The following is a 24,096-nucleotide window of genomic DNA, read 5'->3' as shown; positions in this document are numbered from 1 at the left end:
TATTTATCTCCCAGGCTCCATTTTTTTTGAACTCATATTTTATTTTTGGGCATGAACAAACTGTATTGATACATTGATTTCAAAGCGAAAAAGTGTTTATAATAGTGAATAAGTTTTGAAATTTCTGTAAATTTAAGGAGGACCGATGCAACAATGAAAAAACAAATTGAGCAACTTTCAGCTTATGAACCAGGATTATCGCCACGCGCATTAAAAGAAAGCTATGGTATTGAAGGTGAGTTACATAAATTAGCTTCTAATGAAAATTTATATGGACCGTCTCCAAAGGTCAATGAAGCGATTCAAGCACACTTAGATGAACTACAATACTATCCTGAAACAGGTTCTCCATTAATCAAAGAAGCGATTAGTAAGCAACTTAATGTTGATCCAGCTCGAATATTATTTGGCGCAGGTTTAGATGAAGTAATCTTAATGATTTCACGTGCGGTACTTACACCAGGTGATAATATTGTAACAAGTGAAATGACTTTCGGACAGTATTATCATAATGCAATTGTTGAAGCAGCAAATGTTGTCCAAGTTCCATTGCAAAATGGTGGATTTGATTTAGAAGGTATTTTAAGTGAAATTGATGAAGACACTAAACTTGTTTGGTTGTGTAATCCTAATAATCCTACAGGTACTTATTTTACACATGAAGCATTAAGCAATTTCTTAGATCATGTGCCAAGTCATGTGCCAGTCATCATTGATGAAGCTTATGTGGAATTTGTAACAGCGGATGATTTTCCTGATACACTTGCGTTACAACAACAACATGCCAATGCTTTCCTTTTACGTACGTTTTCTAAAGCATATGGACTTGCAGGCATGCGTATTGGTTATGTCATTGCACCAAAAGAAGCAATTGAAAAATATAATATTATACGACCACCATTCAATGTGGGACGTTTGTCAGAATACGCAGCTTTAGCAGCGTTCGAGGATCAAGCGTACTTGTCATCCATTCGTACACGTAATGCTGAAGAGAGAGAGAAATTCTTTGAATTAGCGCAAAGTAATCACTTTTATCCAAGTCAAACTAACTTTGTGTTCGTCAAAACGGATAAACCCCAAGTGTTATATGAAGCGTTATTAAAAGTGGGATGTATCACTAGAGCGTTTCCCAATGGTGTGCGTATTACAATTGGCTTCCCAGAACAGAATGCTGCAATGAGAGAAGTATTGGAAACCTTTGAATTTTAAGTGAGCAAGCAATATTGTTTTATATAAAAAGCATTATTGATGCTGTGATTATGTGTAACTTTGATTTCACTGAAAAATATTTGCTATACTTAATTTGTTAATGATTATGAAGTTAAAGGGAGAAGTGTAGTACATGACTAGAAAATCGATAGCGATTGACATGGATGAAGTGCTGGCTGACACGGTAGGTGCTTTGATTGAAGATGTAAATAAGCGTACTGATTTAGGTATTACCATTGACATGTTAGATGGTAAAAAGTTGCGCCATGCGATGCCTGAACATGATGGTTTATTGACTGAAATTTTACGAGAGCCTGGGTTTTTCAAGAAATTGGAAGTAATGGCAGATGCACAATCTGTAGTGAAAAAACTGACAGAGCATTATGATGTATATATTGCTACTGCTGCTATGGACGTACCTACTTCGTTTCACGATAAATATGCTTGGTTAAGAGAATACTTCCCATTTTTAGATCCACAACAATTCGTCTTTTGTGGACGTAAAAATATTGTGAACGCGGACTATTTAATTGATGATAATCCAAGACAATTAAGTATCTTTACAGGCACACCAATTATGTATACAGCAACACATAATATTAATGATGATCGATTCATACGTGTCAATAATTGGAAAGATGTAGAACGTTATTTCTTGGGAGATAGTGAATATCAAATTTAATTAAAAGAAAAAATGAGCGCTCTAATGTTGAGTGCTCACTTTTTATGTTTTTAGGGATTTTCAGTTTCAATTTGTTCTGCCGCATCATTGTCTGGCAATGTTAAGATGCGAATTGCATTAGGAATGACCTCAATATTAAGTGGTGTCTGTAACGCAATTTCACCATCTATATCAACTTTCATCTGTGGTTCTGTTTCGATAGTAATATGTTTAGATAGCAAATGCTTGATGCCATCTGTCATGTTATTCCAATTCATACTATCTCTTTGTTTGAAAATGTCATTTAAGACGCTTGTTCGTTCTTCAGTAAATACAAATGTGTTTAAGTAACCGTCATTCGGCGAAAGGTCAGTTAATGGTATACGACTGCCTCCGATAAAAGGGCCATTTGCAACGGCTAACATTGAAGTATTGCCTTCGACAGTTTGATCATCGACGGTAATCTTATAATCAAAATGCTCAGGATTTAATAATGTCTTAACAGTTGAACCAACATAACTAAGTTTACCGAAGACATCTTTGTTACCATTTTGAACATTTTCTGCATTCTGCACAATCAGTCCAAGACCGACAAAGTTCAAGGCATATTGACCATTTACTTTCATCACGTCATAGGATTTTAATTCTGATGAGATTAATTGTTGGCTAGCAATTTTATGACGAGGGCTAAGATTGAGCGTTTTTGTAAAATCATTAAAAGTACCGCCTGGAATAATGCCAATTGGTACATCTAATTCACTTTCCATTACGCCATTGATTAATTCATTAACTGTGCCATCACCACCTAGAATGAAAACAATATCTACATCATCACTATAGCTTTGATCTTTTATTTTTTTACAAAAGGCAATGATGTCACCTTCATTCTCACTTAACTGTATCGATAAATGTTTACAGAAAGTTGTTAAGGATGTCGCAACATCTCCTAAACCTCGATATATGTCTTTAATACCTGAATGTTCATGGTAAAATAATACGCCATGTGTATATTTTTTATTCGTCATTCTATTCACCATATTTCTCTTGAATTTAATTACGTCATATACCTGTGTACCCGTTTTTAACTATAATTAAATATATTATAAAAGTACCGATATATATCCTTTTTATACAGTATAATCAAGGACCTTAAAGTGTTTGTTTTTATGTAGTACATTTCGGAATCCTAACATATCTTTAATATCTAAATTCCTTGTACATAAAGTTGTACAAGGAATTCAACTAGAAAAGGAGGGTTAAAGATGACAATCATTACTTATTCAAATGCACGGAAAGCGTTTAGAAAACTGATTGATAAAGTGAATGATGATAATGATATAGTAACAATTACTACAAATGACCGTAACGCAGTACTAATGGGGGAAGATGATTATAATGCTATTATGGAAACACTCTATTTACAACAGACCCCGGCTAATGCGCAACATCTTGCTCAATCAATAGCTGAAGTTGAAAAAGCTTATATGATGGAAGTAGATATTGACGATTATGAGTAACTACAATATCACTTTTACATATTCAACGTTTAGAGATTATCAATATTGGCAACTTCAGGATAGAAAATTGATGAAGAAGATCAATAGTTTAATCAAAAGTATACAACGCGAGGGTATTTTGGACGGTGAAGGTAAACCTGAGCTCTTGATTGGAAATTTAAAAGGGGACTGTAGTAGAAGAATTAATCATGAACATAGATTAGTTTACACAATTATAGACAATCATATTATCATTATATCTTGTAGATATCACTATTAAGACGAATGATTACGTCGTTATTGATTAGTACCTGTAATGAGGGACAACATTATTGAGTAACAAAAAATCACCATTTCCACTTAATTGAATTAAAGGAAATGGTGATTTTTTAAATTTTGAACTTAGTAATCTGAAATAATGCAATTTAACATCATTGTATATAATGATGGATGCCTAATGTAATTACTTGATGCCGCGCATGCCTTTTACAATTTTAGGAACAAAGGCAAGGATGATAAGACTGACTACAATTGCGATACCACCTAAGAATAGAAAGTAGTTTTTATAGCCAAGCGGTTCGATAAGTTTTACCAATGTACCATTAATAGCTTGCGCACAGGCATTTGTCAAAAGCCATAAACTCATCATTTGTGTGTTGAATGCCTTTGGTGCTAGTTTTACTGCTGCACTATTACCTGTAGGAGATAAACACAATTCACCAATTACACATATGATATAAGATAGAATAACCCAGTTTACGCTTAAATCATTACCCACTGTATGGCCGATTAAGCCAATCATAATATAAGATGCACCTGCGAGTGTTGCCCCAAGTACAAATTTAGTTGCTAAGCTTGGTTGACGGCGTGCCATTTTTGCCCAAATGAGTGAAATGACTGGTGCTAATAACACAATAAATAATGGATTAATCGATTGGAAGAGTGCAGGTCCAAAATCAGCTTTCCAACCGAAAATGTTTAATTTCATATCACTACTTTCAAATGCAAATAAATTAAGTACGTTTGCACCTTGTTCTTGAATAGACCAGAATACAACGCCTAAAATGAATAGCGGTATAAACGAAATAACGCGTGAACGTTCATCGTCAGTTACTTCCTTACTACGAATCATGATAGTGAAATAAATAATTGGTAGTGCGACACCAAGTACTAAGACTGCTGTACTTACAATATTAAATGATAGCGTACCAGTTAATCCTGTAATGATTAATACGGCCGCGATGATTGCAATTGCAGCGACAAATATTAAACCATATTTTTTCTTTTCACTTTGGTTTAATGGGTTGGTTGGTATAGTGCCGACTTCACCGATATTTTTCTTATTGAAAATCATATACCAAACAAGGCCTAAAGCCATACCAACAGCTGCGATAAGGAATCCAGAGTGGAAGTTTCCTGAACCGACAAAACGATCTAGAATTAATGGTGAAAGTAGACCACCTAAATTGACTGACATGTAGAAAATAACAAATCCAGCGTCGATACGTGTGTCATTTTCAGGATAAAGTCTACCCACGATATTTGAAATACTTGGTTTCATGAGTCCAGACCCGACGATAATGAAGAACATAGAAATAAATAAACCTATGATATCTAAAGGTAAACTTAAGAATATATGACCAATAATGATTAAGACACCACCGTAAAAAGTAGCGGCACGTGTACCAGTAATTCTATCTGAAATCCAACCGCCTAGTACGGAAGTCATATAAATAAGGGCACCATATACAGCCATAACCGACTGTGCTGTCCCTTTATCCATGCCTAGCCCACCATCTTTTATCGCAAAGTACATATAAAAAATGAGTAGCGCACGCATGCCATAATAGCTAAAACGCTCCCAAAACTCTACAAAGAATAACACCCCGAGTCCTTTTGGATGTCCAAAAAATCCTTTTTGTGGAATAGATTTAGCTGCTTGTTCATGTTGTATGTATTTGTCTTGCATAAAACATTCCCGTCCTTTCTTGCCCCAATAAAATGTATAAAAAAGATTTTACGCTTAATTAATTTAAATTGCAATAATATTCTCAAAATAAGAAAATTCGGAACATTCAGATTTTAGAGAGAATAAATTCTTGTACTTTAAAATTGAATTATTATAATTTACAACACTAAAGTTTAATTTGAACTGAATTGAATTGAGTGTTATCAGTTGTGTTGTAAAGCAAGTGTGCATGCAGTAATGTTCGAATAAATAAACTGTAATGTACAAAGAAAAACCAAACGCAATGTTTACGTTTGGTTTTATAATAATATAAATATTGTACTTTACAGTGATTTTTAGTATACGCCTTTCATTGCACGTTTTACTTTTGGTGAAACAAGTAATAATAATATTCCAATTACGACTGCAACTAATCCTGAGTACATAAAGTAATCACTTTGATTCATCTTAGTATAAACTACCACAAGTTGGGCGTTTAGACCTTGTGCTGTTGCATTACTTAACATCCACAAACTCATCATACGAGCTGTGAAGGCTACAGGAGCCAATTTTGTTGTTGTTGATAATCCAACAGGTGAGATACATAGTTCACCAATAGTAATTAATAAGAAACTTAAAACTAACCACAGTGGATTTATTAATTCATTGCCAGACGCTAATGGAATGATCATAACTAAATACGAAAGTCCAGCAATGATTGCTCCAAATGCAAATTTGTGCACTGTAGGTGGGTTGCGTTTACCCAATTTCATCCAAAGTGTTGCAAATACTGGTGCTAAGATAACGATAAAGACAGGGTTTAAAGATTGTGCCCAAGCTGCTGGAATTGAAAAATCAATTAATCCATTTGTAAGCACTGACATTTCAAGTTGTGTCTTTTTATCAGCGAATGATGCAAGCACTGTAGAACCTTGTTCTTGTATCATCCAGAATGCAACCGATGTGATATACAAGGGTATGTAACTATAAACACGTGAACGCTCATCTTTTGTTACGTCTTTATTAGTAATCATTACGACAAAAATATAAATTGGTAAAACGATACCTAGTACGGTAATGAAGAAACTGAAATTCTCTAATGTTAAATTACCCGTTAACTGCAAAATACCTAGGTATGCTAAAAATAGTACTAATGTGCCTATAGCAATAAAACTGAATTTCTTAATTTCTGGTTTAGTAAGTGGATTAGGTACGTTACGTCCTGCAAACCCTAAATTCTTTTTACGTTTAATCGCATAAACGACTAAACCACAGAACATTCCGATAGCTGCCGCTAAAAAGCCGGCATGGAAACTAATTCTCGTTTGTAAATAACCAGTAATTAATGGTGCTGTTAAACTACCTAAGTTGATTCCCATGTAGAATAATGTGAATGCAGCGTCTCGTCTTACATCATTACGATCGTATAATTCACCAACAGTAGTTGAGATATTTGGTTTTAATAAACCAGTACCAGCAATGATAACGGCAAGTGCTATCATAACTAACGTTAAATTATTTGGTAACGATAGTAGAATATGTCCAATCATAATTAGGAATCCGCCATAGAATACGGCATTTTGTGTACCGGTTATCCTATCTGCGATCCAACCACCGATTGCGCCAGACATGTAAATCAATGTACCGTATATGGCTACAATTTGAAGTGCGACAGCTTGTGGTAAACCAAAACCGCCTTCAGCAACACTATAGTAAAGATAGTAAATTAATATGGCTTTCATACCATAATAACTGAATCTCTCCCAGAACTCAGTAAAAAATAGTGTGCTTAATCCTTTTGGATGACCGAAGAAACCTGTACGTGGTGTACTTTCCATGATTTCTTCATGTGTATAACTTATCTTTTTCATAAATTCACTCCCCCTAAACGGTTGGATTTATTTTATAATGTTTTCACAAAAATAACAAGTGTATATATCAATCGTACAAAATCATTTGTTCGTAACCTTTATTTCAAATGACAAAATATAAAAAAATAAACTACCTAAACCAAAATATGCTTTGGTCTAGGTAGCTTATATAGTCAGAGATGATTGATTAACGATTATCGATTTTTTCAGGATATAAATCGTGATTCATCAATCGATGTTCTGCCATTTTTTCATATTTAGAATCTGGGCGACCATAATTTGTATATGGATCGATAGAGATACCACCACGAGGTGTGAATTTGCCCCAAACTTCAATATAGTGAGGATCCATCAGTTCAATTAAATCGTTCATAATGATATTCATACAGTCTTCATGAAAATCACCATGATTTCTAAAGCTAAATAAATAAAGTTTTAATGATTTTGATTCAACCATTTTTATATTTGGAATATATGAAATATAAATCGTAGCAAAATCTGGTTGACCAGTAATTGGACACAACGATGTGAATTCTGGACAATTAAATTTCACAAAGTAGTCTCGACCTTGATGTTTATTATCAAATGATTCTAATACGTCAGGTCTATAATCAAAGTCATAAGTATTATTTTGATTACCAAGTAAGGTAATATCCTCTAATTCTGATTTATTACGTCCTTCTGTCATTTTAAATCGCTCCTTAAGATTTAGGATTTTGTTCTTCTTTTTGTACAGCTAATGGCTGACGTCTAGCTTTTTCAAACATATAGTAACTGGATCCTATAATAATAATATAGCCAAGTACTGCATAAAAATCAGGTGATTCTCCAAATAGAATAAAGCCAAATAACGCGGTAAATATAATAGATGCATAAGTGAAAATAGATATATCTTTTGCTGGTGCGAAACTATACGCTAATGTAATACCAATTTGTCCAGCAGCAGCAGCGAGTCCTGCGCCAATCAAGTACACAACTTGCATTAAAGTCATAGGCTCGAATGTGAATGCTGTGAATGGAATTAATACGATAATTGAAAAGAAAGAAAAATAAAATACAATCGTATAAGGTGCTTCACGTGTACTTAATGCTCTGACACAAGTATAGGCACTTGCAGCAAAGATGCCTGAAAACAGTCCACCTAATGCAGGAATCATTGCAGATGAGAACTCAGGTTTAACGACGAATAGCATACCAATAATGGCTACTATCATTGCTAAAAATTGATAATTGCGTACTTTTTCATTTAAGAATAATAAGCTTAATAAGATGGTCCAAAATGGATTGAGTTTCATTAATGTATCTGCATCACTTAAAATCATGTGATCAATTGCATAGATATTTAATAACACACCAATTAAACCTAAAGTTGAACGAGAAATTAAAAGGGGTTGACTACTCAATTTCCCAAATAGTGGTTGTTTGTATTTAAAAATAAAATAAAGTGGTATAAACATTGCTACCAAATTTCGGGCTAGCGATTTTTGAAATACGGGTAAGTCTCCAGCAAGTCTGAAAAAGACAGACATAAAGCTAAAACCAACTGCTGAAATTAAGATAGCAACGATACCCTTAACCTTAGGATTCACATATATCGCCTCAATTTTAAAATTTTAACGTATCTATATTAGCATAGTTTTGGAGAATATGTATATATGCTTGAAAGCTAAAGGAAAGTGTTGTAATATTATTTATGCGAACAAATGTTCTGTTTAGAAGAGTGGCTCTTTGTTCATATATTTATTTGATATACTTCGGTTATATTTTGAATTGCAAACAACACAGATTGAGGATTTGAGACAAACATAGCAGTATCAAGGCGCACAAATTTTTGAAAAAAAGCAAGCAATATTACTTTAAATTTCCTAAAAAAATTTTTATTTTCACCAAATTGCTATTTAACGTTGAATTGGTGCCATTTCTGTTCTTTAGTCAATATTTTGTCATAATCATAGCCCTTTTAATAAGCTTGTGACTTATGTATAATGAAACACAGAATATAGTATTGATGACCAGGACGGAACACAATATATTGTGTTTTTGTACGTGGTCAATTTATTTATAATAAATCAAAATTTAAGTAAAATGACACTTTTTTGGACGTGTAAACATGACAAATCAAGCATTAATACTTAATAATTGAGTTTTTACATAACTGTATATTATTAATAGAAAGCACTATATATAGTGGTAATCTCAATAAGTTGATACTACTTATTATTCTTAAAAAATAAATAAAAGAAGTTCTATTTAATGACTATGATTTATCATGAATAAAATAATAGTTTAGAAAGAAGGTGGTCCAATGAAGGTTGTTTATTTTTCATTTTCCGGCAATGTGCGTAGATTTATTAACAAGACAGAACTCGCTGATGTTATGGAAATTACGCAAAATAATTGTGATGGGAAAATTGATGTGCCGTTCATCTTGGTCACTGGAACAATAGGATTTGGAGAAGTACCTCAACCAGTACAGTCATTTTTAGATGTAAATCATGATTTATTAAGAGGCGTTGCAGCTAGCGGAAATCGCAATTGGGGACAAAATTTTGCGAAAGCTGGACGATCAATTTCAGAGAAATATCAAGTTCCACTTCTGATGAAATTTGAAGTACAAGGAACACAGAGTGATATAAGTGAATTCAAAGATAAGGTGGGGCAGTTTAATGAAGATTATGGACGAGAAGAAATACAATCATATTGAATTAAATAATGAAGTAACTAAGCGTAAAGACAATGGCTTTTTTAATTTGGAGAAAGACCAAGAGGCACTTGAGGTCTATTTGGAAGAAATTCAAGATAAAACGATTTACTTTGATACAGAACTAGAACGTCTACACTATCTCGTTGATAATGACTTCTATTTCAATGTATTTGAAAAATATTCAGAAGCTGATTTACAAGAAATTACAGATTTTGCACAAAGTATTTCATTTAACTTTGCTAGTTATATGTCAGCAAGCAAATTTTTCAAAGACTATGCCTTAAAAACAAATGATAAAAGTCAATATCTAGAAGATTACAAGCAACACGTTGCAATTGTAGCGTTATATTTGGCAAATGGCCACAAAGCGACAGCAAAACAATTTATTTCTGCCATGATTGAGCAGCGCTATCAACCTGCAACACCAACATTCTTGAATGCTGGTCGTGCGCGTCGTGGAGAACTTGTGTCTTGTTTCTTACTAGAAGTAGATGATAGTTTAAATTCAATTAATTTTATCGATTCCACAGCGAAACAATTAAGTAAAATTGGTGGCGGAGTTGCAATCAATTTATCAAAATTACGTGCGCGCGGAGAAGCAATTAAAGGTATCAAAGGTGTAGCTAAAGGTGTGCTACCAGTTGCAAAATCACTTGAAGGTGGATTTAGTTATGCAGATCAACTTGGTCAACGTCCTGGCGCAGGTGCAGTGTATTTAAACATTTTCCACTATGATGTTGAAGAGTTTTTAGATACTAAAAAAGTAAATGCTGATGAAGATCTACGCTTATCTACGATTTCAACTGGATTAATTGTACCTTCAAAATTCTTTGAATTAGCTAAAGAAGGTAAAGATTTCCACATGTTTGCACCACATACGATATATAAAGAATATGGTGTGACTTTAGATGATATCAACTTAGACGAATATTACGATGCGCTTGTGGCAAATCCGAATATTGATAAAAAGAAAAAAGACGCACGTGAAATGTTAAATATGATTGCACAGACACAATTACAATCTGGTTATCCTTATTTAATGTTTAAAGATAATGCGAATAAAGTACATGCCAATTCTAATATAGGTCAAATTAAGATGAGTAATTTATGTACTGAAATTTTCCAATTACAGGAAACATCTATCATAAATGACTATGGTACAGAAGATGAAATTAAGCGAGATATTTCATGTAATTTAGGATCATTAAATATCGTTAATGTTATGGAATCAGGCAAATTCCGAGATTCTGTACACACTGGTATGGATGCATTAACTGTTGTAAGTGATGAAGCTGACATTCAAAATGCACCAGGTGTAAGAAAAGCAAATAGAGAATTGCATTCTGTAGGCTTAGGTGTCATGAATTTACATGGTTATTTAGCGAAGAATAAAATTGGCTATGAATCTGAAGAGGCAAAAGACTTTGCGAATATCTTCTTTATGATGATGAATTACTATTCAATCGAACGTTCAATGGAAATTGCGAAAGAAAGACAAGAAACGTATGTAGATTTTGAACAATCAGATTATGCAAATGGAAAATATTTTGATTTTTATACATCTCAAACAATTGAGCCGAAATTTGCTAAAGTGCGCCAATTATTTGATGGCCTAGAAATCCCAACACCTGAGGATTGGAAAGTACTTCAAAAAGAGGTGGAAACACATGGTTTATTCCATGCATATCGTTTAGCAATTGCGCCTACACAAAGTATTTCGTATGTACAAAACGCAACAAGTTCTGTTATGCCAATTGTTGACCAGATTGAGCGTCGTACCTATGGTAATGCAGAAACATTTTATCCAATGCCGTTCTTATCACCAGAGACAATGTGGTATTACAAATCTGCATTTAACACGGATCAAATGAAATTGATTGACTTAATTTCAACAATTCAAACACATGTTGACCAAGGTATCTCTACAATTCTTTATGTTAATTCTGAAATCTCTACACGTGAGTTATCAAGATTGTATGTATATGCACACTATAAAGGATTGAAATCTTTATATTACACAAGAAACAAATTGTTGAGTGTTGAAGAATGTACAAGTTGTTCTATATAACTATTGAAAGTGTTATTCAAGCATAAAGGATTTTGATTTGAAATTGAGGTTGAGACATTAGGTAGGTCTTAGCCTCTCTATATTGATTGAACAGGATTTAACGATGTGACAGATATATACAAACATTAGAAATATAGGATGGTTCTAATGTTAGCCTTCAAGATAAGGCATAATGTAAATTGTATCATTGATAAGCGCTGTAGCAGTTTTTGAGCACATAGATTAAATCACTGGTTAAATAAATTTTTACTGGATAGGGGAAATTAACTAAATGAAAGCAGTCAATTGGAATACGCAAGAAGATATGACAAATATGTTTTGGCGACAAAATATTTCACAGATGTGGGTAGAAACTGAGTTTAAAGTATCGAAAGATATTGCAAGTTGGAAAACGTTAGCAGATCCAGAAAAAGAAGCATTTAAAAAAGCTTTAGCAGGTTTAACAGGACTGGATACGCATCAAGCAGATGATGGCATGCCATTAATCATGTTACATACAACTGATTTACGAAAAAAAGCTGTATATTCATTTATGGCGATGATGGAACAAATTCATGCTAAAAGTTATTCACATATTTTTACAACGTTACTACCTTCCAGTGAAACAAACTATTTATTAGATAAATGGGTAATTGAAGAGCCTCATTTAAAATATAAATCTGACAAGATTATTGAAAATTATCATAAGTTATGGGGCAAAGAAGCTTCGATTTATGATCAATATATCGCACGTGTATCAAGTGTATTTTTAGAAACATTCTTATTCTACTCAGGCTTTTATTATCCATTATATTTAGCAGGTCAAGGTAAAATGACGACATCTGGTGAGATTATTCGTAAAATTTTATTAGATGAATCTATTCATGGTGTATTTACAGGTATGGATGCACAAAGTTTACGTAATGAACTTTCAGAAAGTGAAAAACAACAAGCTGATCAAGAAATGTATAAATTATTAGAAGATTTATATAAAAATGAAGTGGCTTATACGCATTCACTTTATGATGATATTGGCTTATCTGAAGATGTATTAAACTATGTTAGATATAACGGTAACAAAGCATTGTCTAATTTAGGATTTGATCCGTACTTTGAAGAACGTGAATTTAATCCAATTATTGAAAATGCTCTAGATACAACTACAAAAAATCATGATTTCTTCTCAGTTAAAGGTGATGGCTATACTTTAGCATTAAATGTTGAAGCACTTACAGATGAAGATTTCGTTTTTGATAAGTAAAGCAAGATTAATATTAAGAGGTTAGCAGCGCAGTGTCTGCTAACCTCTTTTTTTAATGCTTATTATAAAAATATTGAATTTATTATTAGAAATATATCTAATGCAATTAAATGTTTTTATTTAAATCACTGAAATCCATTGAATTTACAGATAAAAATAGGTAATATTTTTATATAGGTAATGATAATGGTTATCATTACCATTTAGAACGTGATTTATAATCACTCAGATATGAAAGGGATAGAGCATTATGAAATTTTTATTAAATGGTACAGTTTTAGCTATTATTTTATTGTTACTAACTATCCTTTCACTATTTATAGGTGTAAGTAAGGTATCTATAACAGACATTTTTCATTTAACTGAGAGTCAAATGAATATTATAGTATCAAGCCGTATTCCTAGAACAGTCAGCATATTGATTTCAGGTAGTACATTGGCACTTGCTGGTTTAATCATGCAACAGATGATGCAAAATAAATTTGTGAGTCCAACAACGGCAGGTACAATGGAATGGTCAAAGTTAGGTATCTTAATATCGATGATATATTTCCCACAAGAGAATATCATTATCAAATTAATATTTGCGGTAGTACTCAGTGTTGCCGGGACATTTTTATTTGTTAAATTAGTGCAATACATACGTTTTACAGATGTCATTTTCATTCCGCTTTTAGGTATTATGTTAGGTGGTATTGTATCAAGTTTTGCAACTTTTATTGCATTAAGGACAAATACCGTACAGAGCATTGGTAATTGGCTAAATGGAAATTTTGCAATCATTACAAGTGGCAGATATGAGATTTTATACTTAAGTATTCCGTTATTAATTCTTACATATATTTTTGCTAACCATTTCACGATAGCTGGTATGGGCAAAGACTTTAGTACAAATTTAGGGGTCAATTATCAAAAAGTCATCAATATTGGTTTGTTTATTACAGCAACTATCACAGCGCTTGTTGTTGTAACAGTAGGCACATTACCTTTCCTAGGATTAATTGTGCCTAACATAGTTTCAATTTTTAGAGGTGACCATCTGAAAAATGCTCTGCCACACACGGCAATGCTTGGCGCAGTATTTGTTATGTTTTCCGATATTGTTGGAAGAATTGTTGTTTATCCATATGAAATTAATATCGGATTAACGATTGGAGTTTTTGGTACTATTATTTTTCTAGTATTGCTAATGAAAGGGAGACATAACTATGCAGGTGAGCGCTAAATCAAAATTATGGATATTATGTGGCTTAACTTTGTTAGTTGCCGTTTTATATCTCATCATCGGTATTGATTTTGCAATTTTTGAATATCAATTTATGAGTCGATTTAGAAAACTCATTCTCATGTTATTAGTAGGTGGCGCGATTGCAGCTTCTGTAGTGATCTTTCAAGCAATTACTACGAATCGACTGTTGACACCTTCTATAATGGGGCTGGATGCCGTTTATATGTTTGTCAAAGTCTTAATCGTATTTGTGTTTGGTGTACAGTCTATGTTTGTGACTAATTTATATATAAGTTTCGCTATATCAGTAATTGTTATGATTGCATTTTCACTGTTATTATTCCAAGGCATTTTTAAAATTGGAAATGTATCTGTGTATTTTATTTTATTAATTGGTATTATCCTGGGGACTTTCTTTAAAAGTATTACAGGATTTTTGGAATTAATTATTAATCCAGAAGATTTTCTAGCTGTTCAAAGTGCGATGTTTGCAAATTTTGACGCTTCAAACAGCAAGCTAGTGGTCTTATGTGGAGTCACCCTAATTGTCTTAATAGTAATAACCGTATATGCAATACCATATTTAGATGTCTTGCTTCTTGGGCGAGATCAAGCTATCAATCTCGGTATATCCTATCAAACAGTGACACGTCTGCTTCTTATTTTAGTATCGGTACTCGTTTCAATTTCCACAGCGCTTGTAGGTCCGATTACATTTTTGGGATTATTGACAGTAAATTTAGCACATGAATTAATGAAAACCTACCAACATAAATATATTTTACCTGCAACGATATGCATTAGTTGGATGAGTTTATTTTTAGCACAAGCCATTGTTGAAAATTTATTTGAAGCGACAACACAAGTAAGTATTATTATAGACTTGGTAGGGGGAAGCTACTTCATTTATTTATTAATTAAAAGGAGACATGCGCAGTGATTCGAATTCAAGGACTTAAAAAATCAATTCAAAACAAAGTCATATTACAAGATATAGATGTAGAAATTAGTAAAGGTCGACTTACTTCTATGATAGGTCCTAATGGTGCTGGTAAAAGTACGCTGTTAGCTGCGGTGACAAGGTTAATTGATTTTGAAGAAGGCTCCATAGAAATTGAAGGAAGAACAATTACAGATTATAAAAGTAATGAATTAGCTAAAAAATTATCTATTTTAAAGCAATCTAATCATACAGATTTAAATATTACAGTTGAACAACTGGTTAGATTTGGTCGTTTTCCACATTCAAAAGGACGTTTAAAGCCTGAAGATTATAAGCAAATTGATTACGCGCTAGAATTATTGCAACTTACAGATATTAAAGACAGAAATATCAAAACACTATCAGGTGGGCAACGTCAACGTGCATATGTCGCCATGACAATTGCTCAAGATACAGACTATATTCTCCTTGACGAGCCTTTAAATAATCTTGATATGAAACATTCAGTACAAATCATGCAAACGTTACGACGTTTAGCAAAACAGTTAAATAAAACAATTGTCATTGTTATTCATGATATTAATTTTGCATCTTGTTATTCCGATGACATTATAGCTCTGAAACATGGGCGACTAGTAAAGGCAGGAACAAAAGATGAGGTCATACAAACAAATGTATTGAATCAATTATATGATATGGATATCAGGATTGAAGAGATTCGTGGACAACGTATATGTGTTTATTATGATGAAGCAATGTTGGATCAAACTTTGGATTCAGTTCAGAGTAATTAAATAGCATATCATTGAAAGGAGTGATGCAACAGTAACGTAGTTTAACTTTTAGGGACATAAAAGGTATACAGCATTAGAAATCTTGGAGGCGTAAAGTACATGAAAAAATTAAGTTTATTATTTTTAGTTGGTTTAATGTTTTTATTAGTAGCATGTAGTAATGGTGGCTCAGAAGATAAGAAAAGTTCTGATAAAAAAGAGGGAAATAAAACTGTGAAAATTGAAAACAATTATAAAGCTAATGGGGAGAAACGTGATGGTAGTGATGCGAAAACTGTGAAAGAAACAGTGGAAGTGCCTACAAACCCAGAAAAAGCAGTTGTTTTTGATTATGGTACATTAGATACGATGAAAGAACTTGGTTTAGAAGATAAAGTTAAAGCTGTTCCTAAAGGAGAAGGTAATCGTTCTTTGCCTGATTTCTTAAGTGATTTTAAAGATGAAAAGTATTTAAATACTGGTAGCCTTAAAGAAGTTAACTTCGATAAAGTTGCAGAAGCTAAACCAGATGTGATTTATATTTCTGGACGTACAGCAAATCAAAAGAATTTAGATGAATTTAAAAAAGCAGCACCGGATGCTAAAGTCGTTTACGTTGGTGTTGATAATAAAGATGAAATCAATTCTATGAAGAAAAATGCAGAAAATTTAGGTAAAATTTACCAAAAAGAAGATGAAGCAAAAGATTTAAATAAAAAATTAGATGATAAAGTAGCAAGTATTAAAGAGAAAACAAAAGACTTAAAAGATAAAAAAGCATCATTCTTACTTGTAAATGAAGGAGAATTATCAACATTTGGTGCGGGAGAACGCTTTGGTTCAATGATTTTTGATACAATGGGCTTCACACCTGCGGACGATAATATTAAAAATAGTAAGCATGGACAAAATGTAACGAATGAATACATTGCCGAAAAAAATCCGAGTATTATCTTTGCAATGGATAGAGGACAAGCAATTAGTGGCAACTCTACAGCTAAGAAAGCTTTAAATAATGATGTCATTAAAAATGTAGATGCTATCAAAGAAAACAAAGTATATGAACTAGATCCAAAACTATGGTATTTCGCAAGTGGCTCTACAAGTACTGCAATTAAGCAAATTGATGAAGTTGAGAAAGCACTTGAAAAATAATTTACGGTATAAGTTGTGGGGACGATACTGTTAATTTATATAAATATGTAATTATAAGAAGCGATAATTCAAAATCAAAACGTAAGTTATTGATTTTGAATACGCTTCTTTTTTATGACTAATGACTTGTGTGAAACGAATTTTATAAATATGTGGCAATTTGAATTTTGTAGTAACAGTGAAACAGATAAGTATAAATTTAAATACGTCCATTGTATAATAATTAAAATAGTATTAGTAGGAGGATTGAAAAGAATGATTTTAGATAATGTTAATCCAAATGATTTATTTCCAACTGAAAATAAGGGACCAAGTGTCCTAGGAACAATTGAATATTCAGTTCAAGGCGCAACTGAATTTGAAGGGGCTTTTATTGCTACCAATGAGAGAATTATAATGAATGTTGATATGAATGGCGAATTCTATTATAGAAGTATTGCATATAATGAAGTTGAAAAAATTGAATATGATGGTGAAAGTATAAACTTCACATTTAATATTGGCCCAATACCAATGAAAAACATTCAAAAAGGTGACGTAGAAGCTTTTGTACAATACGTCAGTGATAAAATAGACCAATAATAGGGTTATAATATACGAAAAAGAGTTATCTGCAGTTATTAGCAGATAACTCTTTTTACATGATTCGTCATTACTTTAAATCTCAAAATATAAATGATAGTGATACTTACAACGATTATTAAAATGTGCATTACAACTTGGACATGCTTCAGTCATCATATAGTCATTAATAGACATTTCATGATGACAAACGCCGCATAAAATGGCTTTCTGATTGAATTCATCAGCGTGCCATCTTTGAATTGGATGTGTCTCGTGTTCGTTATGACATTTATAGCAAGGGTAGTATTTATTACAACATTTAAACTTTATTGCGATAATGTCCAAAGGTGTTTGATAATGTACACAACGCGTTTCATGATCTACTGTAGAGCCATATACATTTATCATACGGACAAGCACCTCTTAGAGTGATTAATCAATGGGATGTTCTCCAATAATTCGTACTTCTGGATGGAGTTCGACATCGAATTTTTCTTTTACTGTCTTTTGTACATAGTGGATTAAATCTTCATAGTCTGTCGCAGTTCCGTTTGCTACGTTAACCATAAAACCAGCATGTTTTTTGGAAACTTCTACGCCACCAATACGGTGTCCTTGTAAATCTGAGTCTTGGATAAGTTTTCCAGCAAAATGACCAGGTGGGCGTTGGAACACACTACCACAAGATGGATACTCTAATGGTTGTTTAGATTCTCTACGATGTGTTAAATCATCCATTGTTGCTTGGATTTCTTGCTGATTACCTGGCGCTAAGGTGAATGCTGCTTCTAAGACAACCAAGTTCTCTTTTTGAACGATACTATTTCTATAGTCTAATTCAAGTTCTTTATTTGTTAATGTGACAATATCGCCTTTATCGTTAACACAAAGTGCATAATCAATACAGTCTTTGACTTCTCCACCATAAGCACCTGCATTCATAAATACTGCGCCGCCAATAGAGCCTGGGATACCGCATGCAAATTCTAAACCTGTAAGGGCATTGTCTCTTGCAGTTCGAGAAACATCAATAATTGCAGCACCGCTACCAGATATAATTGCGTCATCTGAGACATCAATGTAGTCGAGCGACAGTAAACTGATGACGATACCTCGAATACCACCTTCACGAATAATGATATTTGATCCATTACCTAGATAAGTGACTGGGATGTCATTTGTGTAAGCGTAATGAACAATTGCTTGAACATGTTCGTTTTTAGTAGGAGATAAGTAATAATCTGCTTTACCTCCTGTTTGCGTGTATGTATAGCGTTTTAATGGCTCGTCAATTTTAATAATTTCTTTTGGAATAATTGCTTCTAAATCTTTTAAGATGTCATCTTTATGCAACTATAGAACATCCTTTCTTGTTAAATTCATTTGTTTATTATACCAATGATTCGTGCGCTTTGCTAAAAAGTATGGTAATTAATTTAAGTAATTCATATTTAAATATGAATTAAAGCCATATATAATTTTATCATGAATTGCTTTGATGAAGTTTATGAATAGTTGAACTGAACCATTGCTGTTTTTGATTTTCATATTCACGAATCGTGAGATTAGTATCAGATAGGTCGTTTTTATAAAGTGCGAATGCTGCAGCAACATCTTGATTTTGAGTAAGTACTTGATGTGTATGTAGATAGTCGTTATAAAGTGACGAATCTTTTTGGATAATGTGTAGTCGTGCCACTTGTTTTAAATCAATTAAATTATTAAATTTGGCCATAACAACCTTTTTTGTATAAGGATGATGCAAACGGTAAAACCCTTCATAATTTAAACGTTTCTCATCTAGTGACGTAATATCATGTAAATTGTCGACGCCTACTAAGATATCTAAGATGGGCTCTGTCGGGTAATTAAAATGAGCAGTGCCACCAATATGATGTGCTGATTTAATCGGTGTGTCGAGCAAATTGAATAGAACATTTTGTAAATGTTTATACTTTTGAAAATAGACATTATCACCATCTTCAGTAATAAATGGTTGAATTTGTGAATACATATAAGTTGTCCACGCCTTTCAATGTTATGATGGAACTGTTAAACTGTAAATTCTGAAACAATATATCATATATTATTTTCAAGTTAAATAAGTTTCTGTATAATACTGAATGATAAGGAGTGCAGAAATGAAAAAAATACTTTGCATTATTTTATTGTTGGGCTTTGTGGTTTCGCTTAGTGCATGTGGTAATGAGGGAGCTAGTGAATTTAAAGACTTTGATAGTTCGCTTAAAAATGTTAAAAATAAAGAAAAAGAGCTCAAGCAAACCATGGATGATATTAAACTGAAGCGTTTAGACGACTTAAGTAAAACGGATATGACAGATAAAAATAAAAAAGCTTTCAATGATATACAGAATAAGATAAATAGTAAATTAATTCCTAAACTAAAAGCATACGAAAAAGCAGCACAAAAGATGCCAGCGACTTCAAATGATACTAAAGAATTAAAGTCAACCTACTTAGATTCGGTGAAAGATAAGAAAAAATCAGTTAACCAATTAAAAACTTTTGTCGATTTATGTAATCAATCTATTAAAGCGAATGAAGATATTTTAGATTATACGAAACTTTTTGAGAAAAGTAGATCGCAAGTTGAAAAACATATACAAGATGCTAGTGATGCTGGTGCAACTACAGACGTAAATAATTTTAAACATAAGCTAGAAAAAAATAATAAAGATTTAAAAACGACTGCAGAAAAAGATGCTGATTCAACAGATCCGGTTACAGTAAAAAAAGCTATAAAAAATCAAATTATGCCGTTAATTACGAAGCAAATTAAAGATTTAAACAAAACTGCTATTACGGATACTTATGTCAATGACGCAAGAAAAAATGCGATTGAAATGTATTATAGCTTACAAAATTATTATGAAACGCGTGTAGAAACAATAGATATTAGTGAAGATTTATCGGAAATTGATTATGGAAAATTACCGAAAGAAAGTAAGGATTTAGAAGAATTTGATGCTGTTTTTGATAAGCATTATAACAATATAAAAGAAGACTATAATTAAAAATGTATTTTAGTTAAGTTATAAAATTTTAAATAAACGGTTAACAATAAAAAGAGTATTGTGTATAATTGGAAGCAATGATATGAGTATATCGTGGAGATTTCACACTTTTTGTGTTAAAACGGGTGTGTTAAATATTTTTAGAGGTGAATAGAATGGCTATAAAGCTGAGTTCGATTGACCAGTTTGAGCAAATTATTAAAGAAAACAATTATGTGTTTGTGTTGAAACATAGTGAAACATGTCCAACGTCTGCAAACGCAATTGACCAATTCAATAAATTTTTATATGAAAGAGATATGGATGGTTATTATTTAATTGTGCAACAAGAACGTGAATTGTCGAATTATATCGAAGAAAAAACACAGATTAAGCATGAATCGCCACAAGCATTTTATTTTGTTAAGGGACAGGCGATTTGGAATGCAAGCCATAATGATATCAATGTATCAACTTTAGCAAATGCTGAAGAGTAAGTGACAATTAAATAGATAATGATGACGCTTGTTAACCGCTTCTTTATAGAAAAGTGATTGACAAGCGTTTCTTATAGTGTGAAAAAATGTGCGTTGCCATGTATAATAAACAGTTGAATACCCAATATGGCGTACAATGATATTGGGAATATTGGTGGTCAACATCACAGTGGGGATCCATCAAACACGTAAATGATATGAAATTTGAAATGAAAATAGATTTATAATATAAAGCAAAGAATAATATATTTGAGGTGACAGTATGAAAGTTTTAGTGGCGATGGATGAATTTAATGGTATTATTTCTAGTTATCAAGCAAATCGTTATGTAGAAGAAGCGGTGGCAAGTCAAATAGACAAAGCGGATATCGTGCAAGTGCCATTGTTCAATGGACGTCATGAGTTAATGGATTCAGTATTCTTATGGCAGTCAGGTACGAAGTATAGAGTGCCTACGCACGATGCAGATATGAATGAAATAGAAGCGGTATATGGCATGACAGATAGTGGCATGACAGTCATAGAAGGCAATTTATTTTTAAAAGGTAATAAGCCAGTTACGGAACGTTCAAGTTACGGTATTGGAGAATTAGTTGCGGATGCACTTGAAAATAACGCAGATCATATAGTGATTTCACTAGGTGGTATCGGTAGTTTTGATGGTGGTGCAGGTATGTTACAAGCACTAGGCGTTAAATTCTATGATGATGAAGCGCAAGAAGTAGATATGCGTCAAGGCAGTAAGATGTTGAAATATATACGCAAAATTGATACGAGTGGATTAAATCCAAAATTAGCCGCAGTCCGTTTTCAATTGATGTCAGATTTTGATAGCAAGCTATATGGTAAAAATAGTGAGATTATGCAAACATATGAAACTTATGGATTGAGTCGTGAACAAGCTGCAGAAATTGATAATTTAATTTGGTATTTAAGTGAAATATTTAAAAGTGAGTTAAAGCTTGCGCTTGGACCGATTCAAAGAGGCGGTGCTGGTGGCGGTATTGCAGCAGTACTTTACGCGTTATATCATGCAGAAATTATGACAAGTCATGAATTAGTTGACCAGATTACGCACTTAGATTCATTAATGGAGCAAGCAGATTTAATTATATTCGGTGAAGGTATAAACGAGGAAGATCAAATATTGGAGACGACAACGGTGCGTCTTGCAGAGTTGGCTGCACAATATCATAAGCCATCTATAGCAATATGTGCGACAGCAGATAAATTTGATTTATTTGAATCTATGGGTGTTACAGCGATGTTTAATACATTTATTGAAATGCCTGAAAGCTTTACTGATTTTAAAATGGGCATCCAAATCAGACATTATACTGTCCAAGCGATTAAATTATTAAAGACACAGTTTAATATGAATTAATCTATTTAATAGTTAAAATTAATAAAAAGCGATTTGTAACGGATGTTAAAAACTCACGTTTACAAATCGCTTTTTTATAGTATGCATGTAGTAATCAAATAATTATTATTTATTATAAGTCGCTACGACTTCTTCAACAATACCAACAATTACATGAACTGCTTTTTCCATAACGTCAATAGAAGCATACTCATATGGACCATGGAAATTATCGCAACCTGTAAAGATATTTGGCGTTGGTAATCCCATATAGGATAGTTGAGAGCCGTCAGTACCACCACGTATTGGTGCTGTATTTGCAGGGATATTTAATTTCTCAAATACGCGTTTAGGAATTTCAATCACGTGTGGCGCTGCTTCAATTTTTCCACCCATATTAAAGTATTGATCATTGATTTCTATTTCGATAGGTTCATCTTCATAATGTGAATTAATATCATTTTTAATTTCAACGAGACGTTTTTTGCGTAATTCAAAATTGTTTCTATCATGATCACGAATAATATATTGTAATGTTGTTTTTTCAACATCGCCATTAATTTTCATTAAATGATAAAAGCCTTCATAGTCTTCCGTTCTTTCAGGCACTTCATTTTGAGGAAGAAGCGCATTGAATTGTTGACCTAATAGTACGGCATTAATCATTGCGTCTTTTGCTGAACCTGGGTGAACATTGACACCATGACAAGTCACGATTGCTTCGGCAGCATTAAAGCTTTCATATTGTAATTCACCATATTCACTACCATCCATTGTATAGGCGAAATCTGCGCCAAAGCGGTCTACATCAAAGTGATGCGGTCCTCTTCCAATCTCTTCATCAGGTGTGAAGGCAATACGAATGCGCCCGTGTTTGATTTCAGGATGCTCAGTTAGATATTTTAAGGCTTCCATGATTTCAACGACACCAGCTTTGTCGTCTGCACCTAATAATGACGTACCATCAGTAATCATAAGTGTATGACCTTCGACTTGCTTCATAGCAGGAAACACGTCTTGGTTGAGTACACGATTCGTGTTGCCAAGTTGAATCGGCGCACCATCATAATGCTCGATAATTTGAGGATTGACATCGGAAGCATTAAAATCTGGTGACGTATCTACATGTGCTAAAAATCCAATAGTAGGGAGATCAGCGTCTACGTTACTATCTAGTGTGGCGAATAAATAACCTTGTTCATCTACATCTGTTTCTAATCCTAAATCAGTTAATTCATCATTGAGTAAATTTAATAAATCCCATTGTTTCTCAGTGGAAGGCGTAGTCGTAGATTCTGGGTCTGACTGTGTATCGATTGTTACATATCTAGTTAGTCTGTCGATTAAATCTTGTTTCATAAA

Annotated in this window: 24 protein-coding genes; 15 read left to right on the top strand and 9 right to left on the bottom strand. The window is 33.0% G+C overall.

The window, feature by feature from the left end; genetic code table 11:
- Positions 1–153: 153 nt before the first annotated feature.
- The gene (hisC, locus tag BJS11_RS01850; protein WP_069994383.1) at positions 154–1,209 is read left to right on the top strand and encodes a histidinol-phosphate transaminase; all 1,056 of its coding nucleotides are present in this window, start codon (positions 154–156) and stop codon (positions 1,207–1,209) included.
- A gap of 133 nt (positions 1,210–1,342) precedes the next feature.
- Positions 1,343–1,891, top strand: a complete 549-nt coding sequence (locus BJS11_RS01845; protein ID WP_069994384.1) for a 5' nucleotidase, NT5C type — start codon at positions 1,343–1,345, stop codon at positions 1,889–1,891.
- A 50-nt stretch (positions 1,892–1,941) separates the two neighbouring features.
- On the opposite strand, the gene BJS11_RS01840 is transcribed toward BJS11_RS01845, so the two are convergent.
- Complete coding sequence (locus BJS11_RS01840) at positions 1,942–2,895, bottom strand: diacylglycerol/lipid kinase family protein (RefSeq protein ID WP_069994385.1); 954 nt, start codon at positions 2,893–2,895, stop codon at positions 1,942–1,944.
- Between the two features lie 237 nt (positions 2,896–3,132).
- Here BJS11_RS01840 and BJS11_RS01835 point away from each other — a divergent pair, with 237 nt between their 5' ends.
- Both BJS11_RS01835 and BJS11_RS13245 read left to right on the top strand, forming a co-directional pair.
- Positions 3,133–3,387 (top strand): type II toxin-antitoxin system Phd/YefM family antitoxin, encoded by a 255-nt coding sequence (locus tag BJS11_RS01835; RefSeq protein WP_069994386.1) that lies wholly within the window; start codon positions 3,133–3,135, stop codon positions 3,385–3,387.
- Positions 3,380–3,646 (top strand): Txe/YoeB family addiction module toxin, encoded by a 267-nt coding sequence (locus BJS11_RS13245; RefSeq protein WP_081333051.1) that lies wholly within the window; start codon positions 3,380–3,382, stop codon positions 3,644–3,646. Before BJS11_RS01835 ends, BJS11_RS13245 begins: the two co-directional genes overlap by 8 nt.
- 183 nt (positions 3,647–3,829) lie before the next feature.
- On the opposite strand, the gene BJS11_RS01830 is transcribed toward BJS11_RS13245, so the two are convergent.
- The 4 genes from BJS11_RS01830 to BJS11_RS01815 all read right to left on the bottom strand — a co-directional run bounded on the left by BJS11_RS01830 (position 3,830) and on the right by BJS11_RS01815 (position 8,774).
- Positions 3,830–5,335 (bottom strand): peptide MFS transporter, encoded by a 1,506-nt coding sequence (locus tag BJS11_RS01830; RefSeq protein WP_069994387.1) that lies wholly within the window; start codon positions 5,333–5,335, stop codon positions 3,830–3,832.
- A 335-nt stretch (positions 5,336–5,670) separates the two neighbouring features.
- Positions 5,671–7,185, bottom strand: coding sequence for a peptide MFS transporter (locus tag BJS11_RS01825; protein ID WP_069994388.1), 1,515 nt, complete (start codon positions 7,183–7,185; stop codon positions 5,671–5,673).
- 187 nt (positions 7,186–7,372) lie between these two features.
- On the bottom strand, positions 7,373–7,873 hold the full coding sequence (gene queF, locus BJS11_RS01820) for a preQ(1) synthase (protein WP_069994389.1): 501 nt from the start codon (positions 7,871–7,873) through the stop codon (positions 7,373–7,375).
- 13 nt (positions 7,874–7,886) lie between these two features.
- Positions 7,887–8,774 carry a DMT family transporter gene (locus tag BJS11_RS01815; protein WP_069994390.1) on the bottom strand — a complete coding sequence of 296 codons (888 nt, stop codon included), beginning with the start codon at positions 8,772–8,774 and terminating at the stop codon, positions 7,887–7,889.
- A 716-nt stretch (positions 8,775–9,490) separates the two neighbouring features.
- Here BJS11_RS01815 and nrdI point away from each other — a divergent pair.
- From nrdI to BJS11_RS01775, 8 genes are all read left to right on the top strand, one after another.
- The gene (nrdI, locus tag BJS11_RS01810; protein WP_069994391.1) at positions 9,491–9,889 is read left to right on the top strand and encodes a class Ib ribonucleoside-diphosphate reductase assembly flavoprotein NrdI; all 399 of its coding nucleotides are present in this window, start codon (positions 9,491–9,493) and stop codon (positions 9,887–9,889) included.
- On the top strand, positions 9,852–11,957 hold the full coding sequence (gene nrdE, locus BJS11_RS01805; RefSeq protein ID WP_069994392.1) for a class 1b ribonucleoside-diphosphate reductase subunit alpha: 2,106 nt from the start codon (positions 9,852–9,854) through the stop codon (positions 11,955–11,957). Before nrdI ends, nrdE begins: the two co-directional genes overlap by 38 nt.
- A gap of 271 nt (positions 11,958–12,228) precedes the next feature.
- Complete coding sequence (gene nrdF / locus BJS11_RS01800; protein ID WP_069994393.1) at positions 12,229–13,197, top strand: class 1b ribonucleoside-diphosphate reductase subunit beta; 969 nt, start codon at positions 12,229–12,231, stop codon at positions 13,195–13,197.
- A 250-nt stretch (positions 13,198–13,447) separates the two neighbouring features.
- Positions 13,448–14,422, top strand: coding sequence for an ABC transporter permease (locus BJS11_RS01795; protein WP_069994394.1), 975 nt, complete (start codon positions 13,448–13,450; stop codon positions 14,420–14,422).
- Positions 14,406–15,365, top strand: a complete 960-nt coding sequence (locus tag BJS11_RS01790; protein WP_069994395.1) for an iron chelate uptake ABC transporter family permease subunit — start codon at positions 14,406–14,408, stop codon at positions 15,363–15,365. Before BJS11_RS01795 ends, BJS11_RS01790 begins: the two co-directional genes overlap by 17 nt.
- The gene (locus tag BJS11_RS01785; RefSeq protein ID WP_069994396.1) at positions 15,362–16,162 is read left to right on the top strand and encodes an iron ABC transporter ATP-binding protein; all 801 of its coding nucleotides are present in this window, start codon (positions 15,362–15,364) and stop codon (positions 16,160–16,162) included. The genes BJS11_RS01790 and BJS11_RS01785 overlap by 4 nt, the downstream gene beginning before the upstream one ends.
- Positions 16,163–16,261: 99 nt before the next feature.
- Positions 16,262–17,296, top strand: a complete 1,035-nt coding sequence (locus BJS11_RS01780) for a ferrated catecholamine ABC transporter substrate-binding lipoprotein SstD (protein WP_069994397.1) — start codon at positions 16,262–16,264, stop codon at positions 17,294–17,296.
- Positions 17,297–17,551: 255 nt separating this feature from the next.
- Positions 17,552–17,878 (top strand): PH domain-containing protein, encoded by a 327-nt coding sequence (locus BJS11_RS01775; RefSeq protein ID WP_069994398.1) that lies wholly within the window; start codon positions 17,552–17,554, stop codon positions 17,876–17,878.
- Positions 17,879–17,953: 75 nt separating this feature from the next.
- Here BJS11_RS01775 and BJS11_RS01770 read toward each other — a convergent pair whose 3' ends face one another.
- The 3 genes from BJS11_RS01770 to BJS11_RS01760 form a co-directional block, all read right to left on the bottom strand.
- Positions 17,954–18,268 carry a CHY zinc finger protein gene (locus BJS11_RS01770; protein ID WP_069994399.1) on the bottom strand — a complete coding sequence of 105 codons (315 nt, stop codon included), beginning with the start codon at positions 18,266–18,268 and terminating at the stop codon, positions 17,954–17,956.
- A 24-nt stretch (positions 18,269–18,292) separates the two neighbouring features.
- Positions 18,293–19,213 (bottom strand): UDP-N-acetylmuramate dehydrogenase, encoded by a 921-nt coding sequence (gene murB, locus BJS11_RS01765; protein WP_069994400.1) that lies wholly within the window; start codon positions 19,211–19,213, stop codon positions 18,293–18,295.
- 130 nt (positions 19,214–19,343) lie between these two features.
- On the bottom strand, positions 19,344–19,874 hold the full coding sequence (locus BJS11_RS01760; RefSeq protein ID WP_069994401.1) for a GrpB family protein: 531 nt from the start codon (positions 19,872–19,874) through the stop codon (positions 19,344–19,346).
- 127 nt (positions 19,875–20,001) lie between these two features.
- On the opposite strand from BJS11_RS01760, the gene BJS11_RS01755 reads away from it, so the two are divergent.
- From BJS11_RS01755 to BJS11_RS01745, 3 genes are all read left to right on the top strand, one after another.
- Positions 20,002–20,895, top strand: a complete 894-nt coding sequence (locus BJS11_RS01755; RefSeq protein ID WP_069994402.1) for an EMYY motif lipoprotein — start codon at positions 20,002–20,004, stop codon at positions 20,893–20,895.
- 155 nt (positions 20,896–21,050) lie between these two features.
- The gene (gene ytxJ / locus BJS11_RS01750) at positions 21,051–21,371 is read left to right on the top strand and encodes a bacillithiol system redox-active protein YtxJ (protein WP_069994403.1); all 321 of its coding nucleotides are present in this window, start codon (positions 21,051–21,053) and stop codon (positions 21,369–21,371) included.
- Between the two features lie 262 nt (positions 21,372–21,633).
- On the top strand, positions 21,634–22,755 hold the full coding sequence (locus tag BJS11_RS01745; protein ID WP_069994404.1) for a glycerate kinase: 1,122 nt from the start codon (positions 21,634–21,636) through the stop codon (positions 22,753–22,755).
- Positions 22,756–22,860: 105 nt separating this feature from the next.
- On the opposite strand, the gene pepT is transcribed toward BJS11_RS01745, so the two are convergent.
- Positions 22,861–24,093 carry a peptidase T gene (pepT, locus tag BJS11_RS01740; protein ID WP_069994405.1) on the bottom strand — a complete coding sequence of 411 codons (1,233 nt, stop codon included), beginning with the start codon at positions 24,091–24,093 and terminating at the stop codon, positions 22,861–22,863.
- Positions 24,094–24,096 lie beyond the last annotated feature (3 nt).

Origin of the sequence: Staphylococcus caeli (genome assembly GCF_900097965.1) — a bacterium.
Taxonomy (GTDB): Bacteria; Bacillota; Bacilli; order Staphylococcales; family Staphylococcaceae; genus Staphylococcus; species Staphylococcus caeli.
The sequence above is the reverse complement of the archived record's forward strand: the minus strand, read 5'-3'. Positions and strand labels throughout refer to the sequence as shown.

Bases quoted from the DNA above. Each gene is read 5' to 3' on its own strand.
- hisC (WP_069994383.1), top strand. From the start codon at position 154: ATGAAAAAACAAATTGAGCAACTTTCAGCTTATGAACCAGGATTATCG.
- BJS11_RS01845 (WP_069994384.1), top strand. From the start codon at position 1,343: ATGACTAGAAAATCGATAGCGATTGACATGGATGAAGTGCTGGCTGAC.
- BJS11_RS01840 (WP_069994385.1), bottom strand. From the start codon at position 2,895: ATGACGAATAAAAAATATACACATGGCGTATTATTTTACCATGAACAT.
- BJS11_RS01835 (WP_069994386.1), top strand. From the start codon at position 3,133: ATGACAATCATTACTTATTCAAATGCACGGAAAGCGTTTAGAAAACTG.
- BJS11_RS13245 (WP_081333051.1), top strand. From the start codon at position 3,380: ATGAGTAACTACAATATCACTTTTACATATTCAACGTTTAGAGATTAT.
- BJS11_RS01830 (WP_069994387.1), bottom strand. From the start codon at position 5,335: ATGCAAGACAAATACATACAACATGAACAAGCAGCTAAATCTATTCCA.
- BJS11_RS01825 (WP_069994388.1), bottom strand. From the start codon at position 7,185: ATGAAAAAGATAAGTTATACACATGAAGAAATCATGGAAAGTACACCA.
- queF (WP_069994389.1), bottom strand. From the start codon at position 7,873: ATGACAGAAGGACGTAATAAATCAGAATTAGAGGATATTACCTTACTT.
- nrdI (WP_069994391.1), top strand. From the start codon at position 9,491: ATGAAGGTTGTTTATTTTTCATTTTCCGGCAATGTGCGTAGATTTATT.
- nrdE (WP_069994392.1), top strand. From the start codon at position 9,852: ATGAAGATTATGGACGAGAAGAAATACAATCATATTGAATTAAATAAT.
- nrdF (WP_069994393.1), top strand. From the start codon at position 12,229: ATGAAAGCAGTCAATTGGAATACGCAAGAAGATATGACAAATATGTTT.
- BJS11_RS01795 (WP_069994394.1), top strand. From the start codon at position 13,448: ATGAAATTTTTATTAAATGGTACAGTTTTAGCTATTATTTTATTGTTA.
- BJS11_RS01790 (WP_069994395.1), top strand. From the start codon at position 14,406: ATGCAGGTGAGCGCTAAATCAAAATTATGGATATTATGTGGCTTAACT.
- BJS11_RS01780 (WP_069994397.1), top strand. From the start codon at position 16,262: ATGAAAAAATTAAGTTTATTATTTTTAGTTGGTTTAATGTTTTTATTA.
- BJS11_RS01775 (WP_069994398.1), top strand. From the start codon at position 17,552: ATGATTTTAGATAATGTTAATCCAAATGATTTATTTCCAACTGAAAAT.
- BJS11_RS01770 (WP_069994399.1), bottom strand. From the start codon at position 18,268: ATGATAAATGTATATGGCTCTACAGTAGATCATGAAACGCGTTGTGTA.
- BJS11_RS01760 (WP_069994401.1), bottom strand. From the start codon at position 19,874: ATGTATTCACAAATTCAACCATTTATTACTGAAGATGGTGATAATGTC.
- BJS11_RS01755 (WP_069994402.1), top strand. From the start codon at position 20,002: ATGAAAAAAATACTTTGCATTATTTTATTGTTGGGCTTTGTGGTTTCG.
- ytxJ (WP_069994403.1), top strand. From the start codon at position 21,051: ATGGCTATAAAGCTGAGTTCGATTGACCAGTTTGAGCAAATTATTAAA.
- BJS11_RS01745 (WP_069994404.1), top strand. From the start codon at position 21,634: ATGAAAGTTTTAGTGGCGATGGATGAATTTAATGGTATTATTTCTAGT.
- pepT (WP_069994405.1), bottom strand. From the start codon at position 24,093: ATGAAACAAGATTTAATCGACAGACTAACTAGATATGTAACAATCGAT.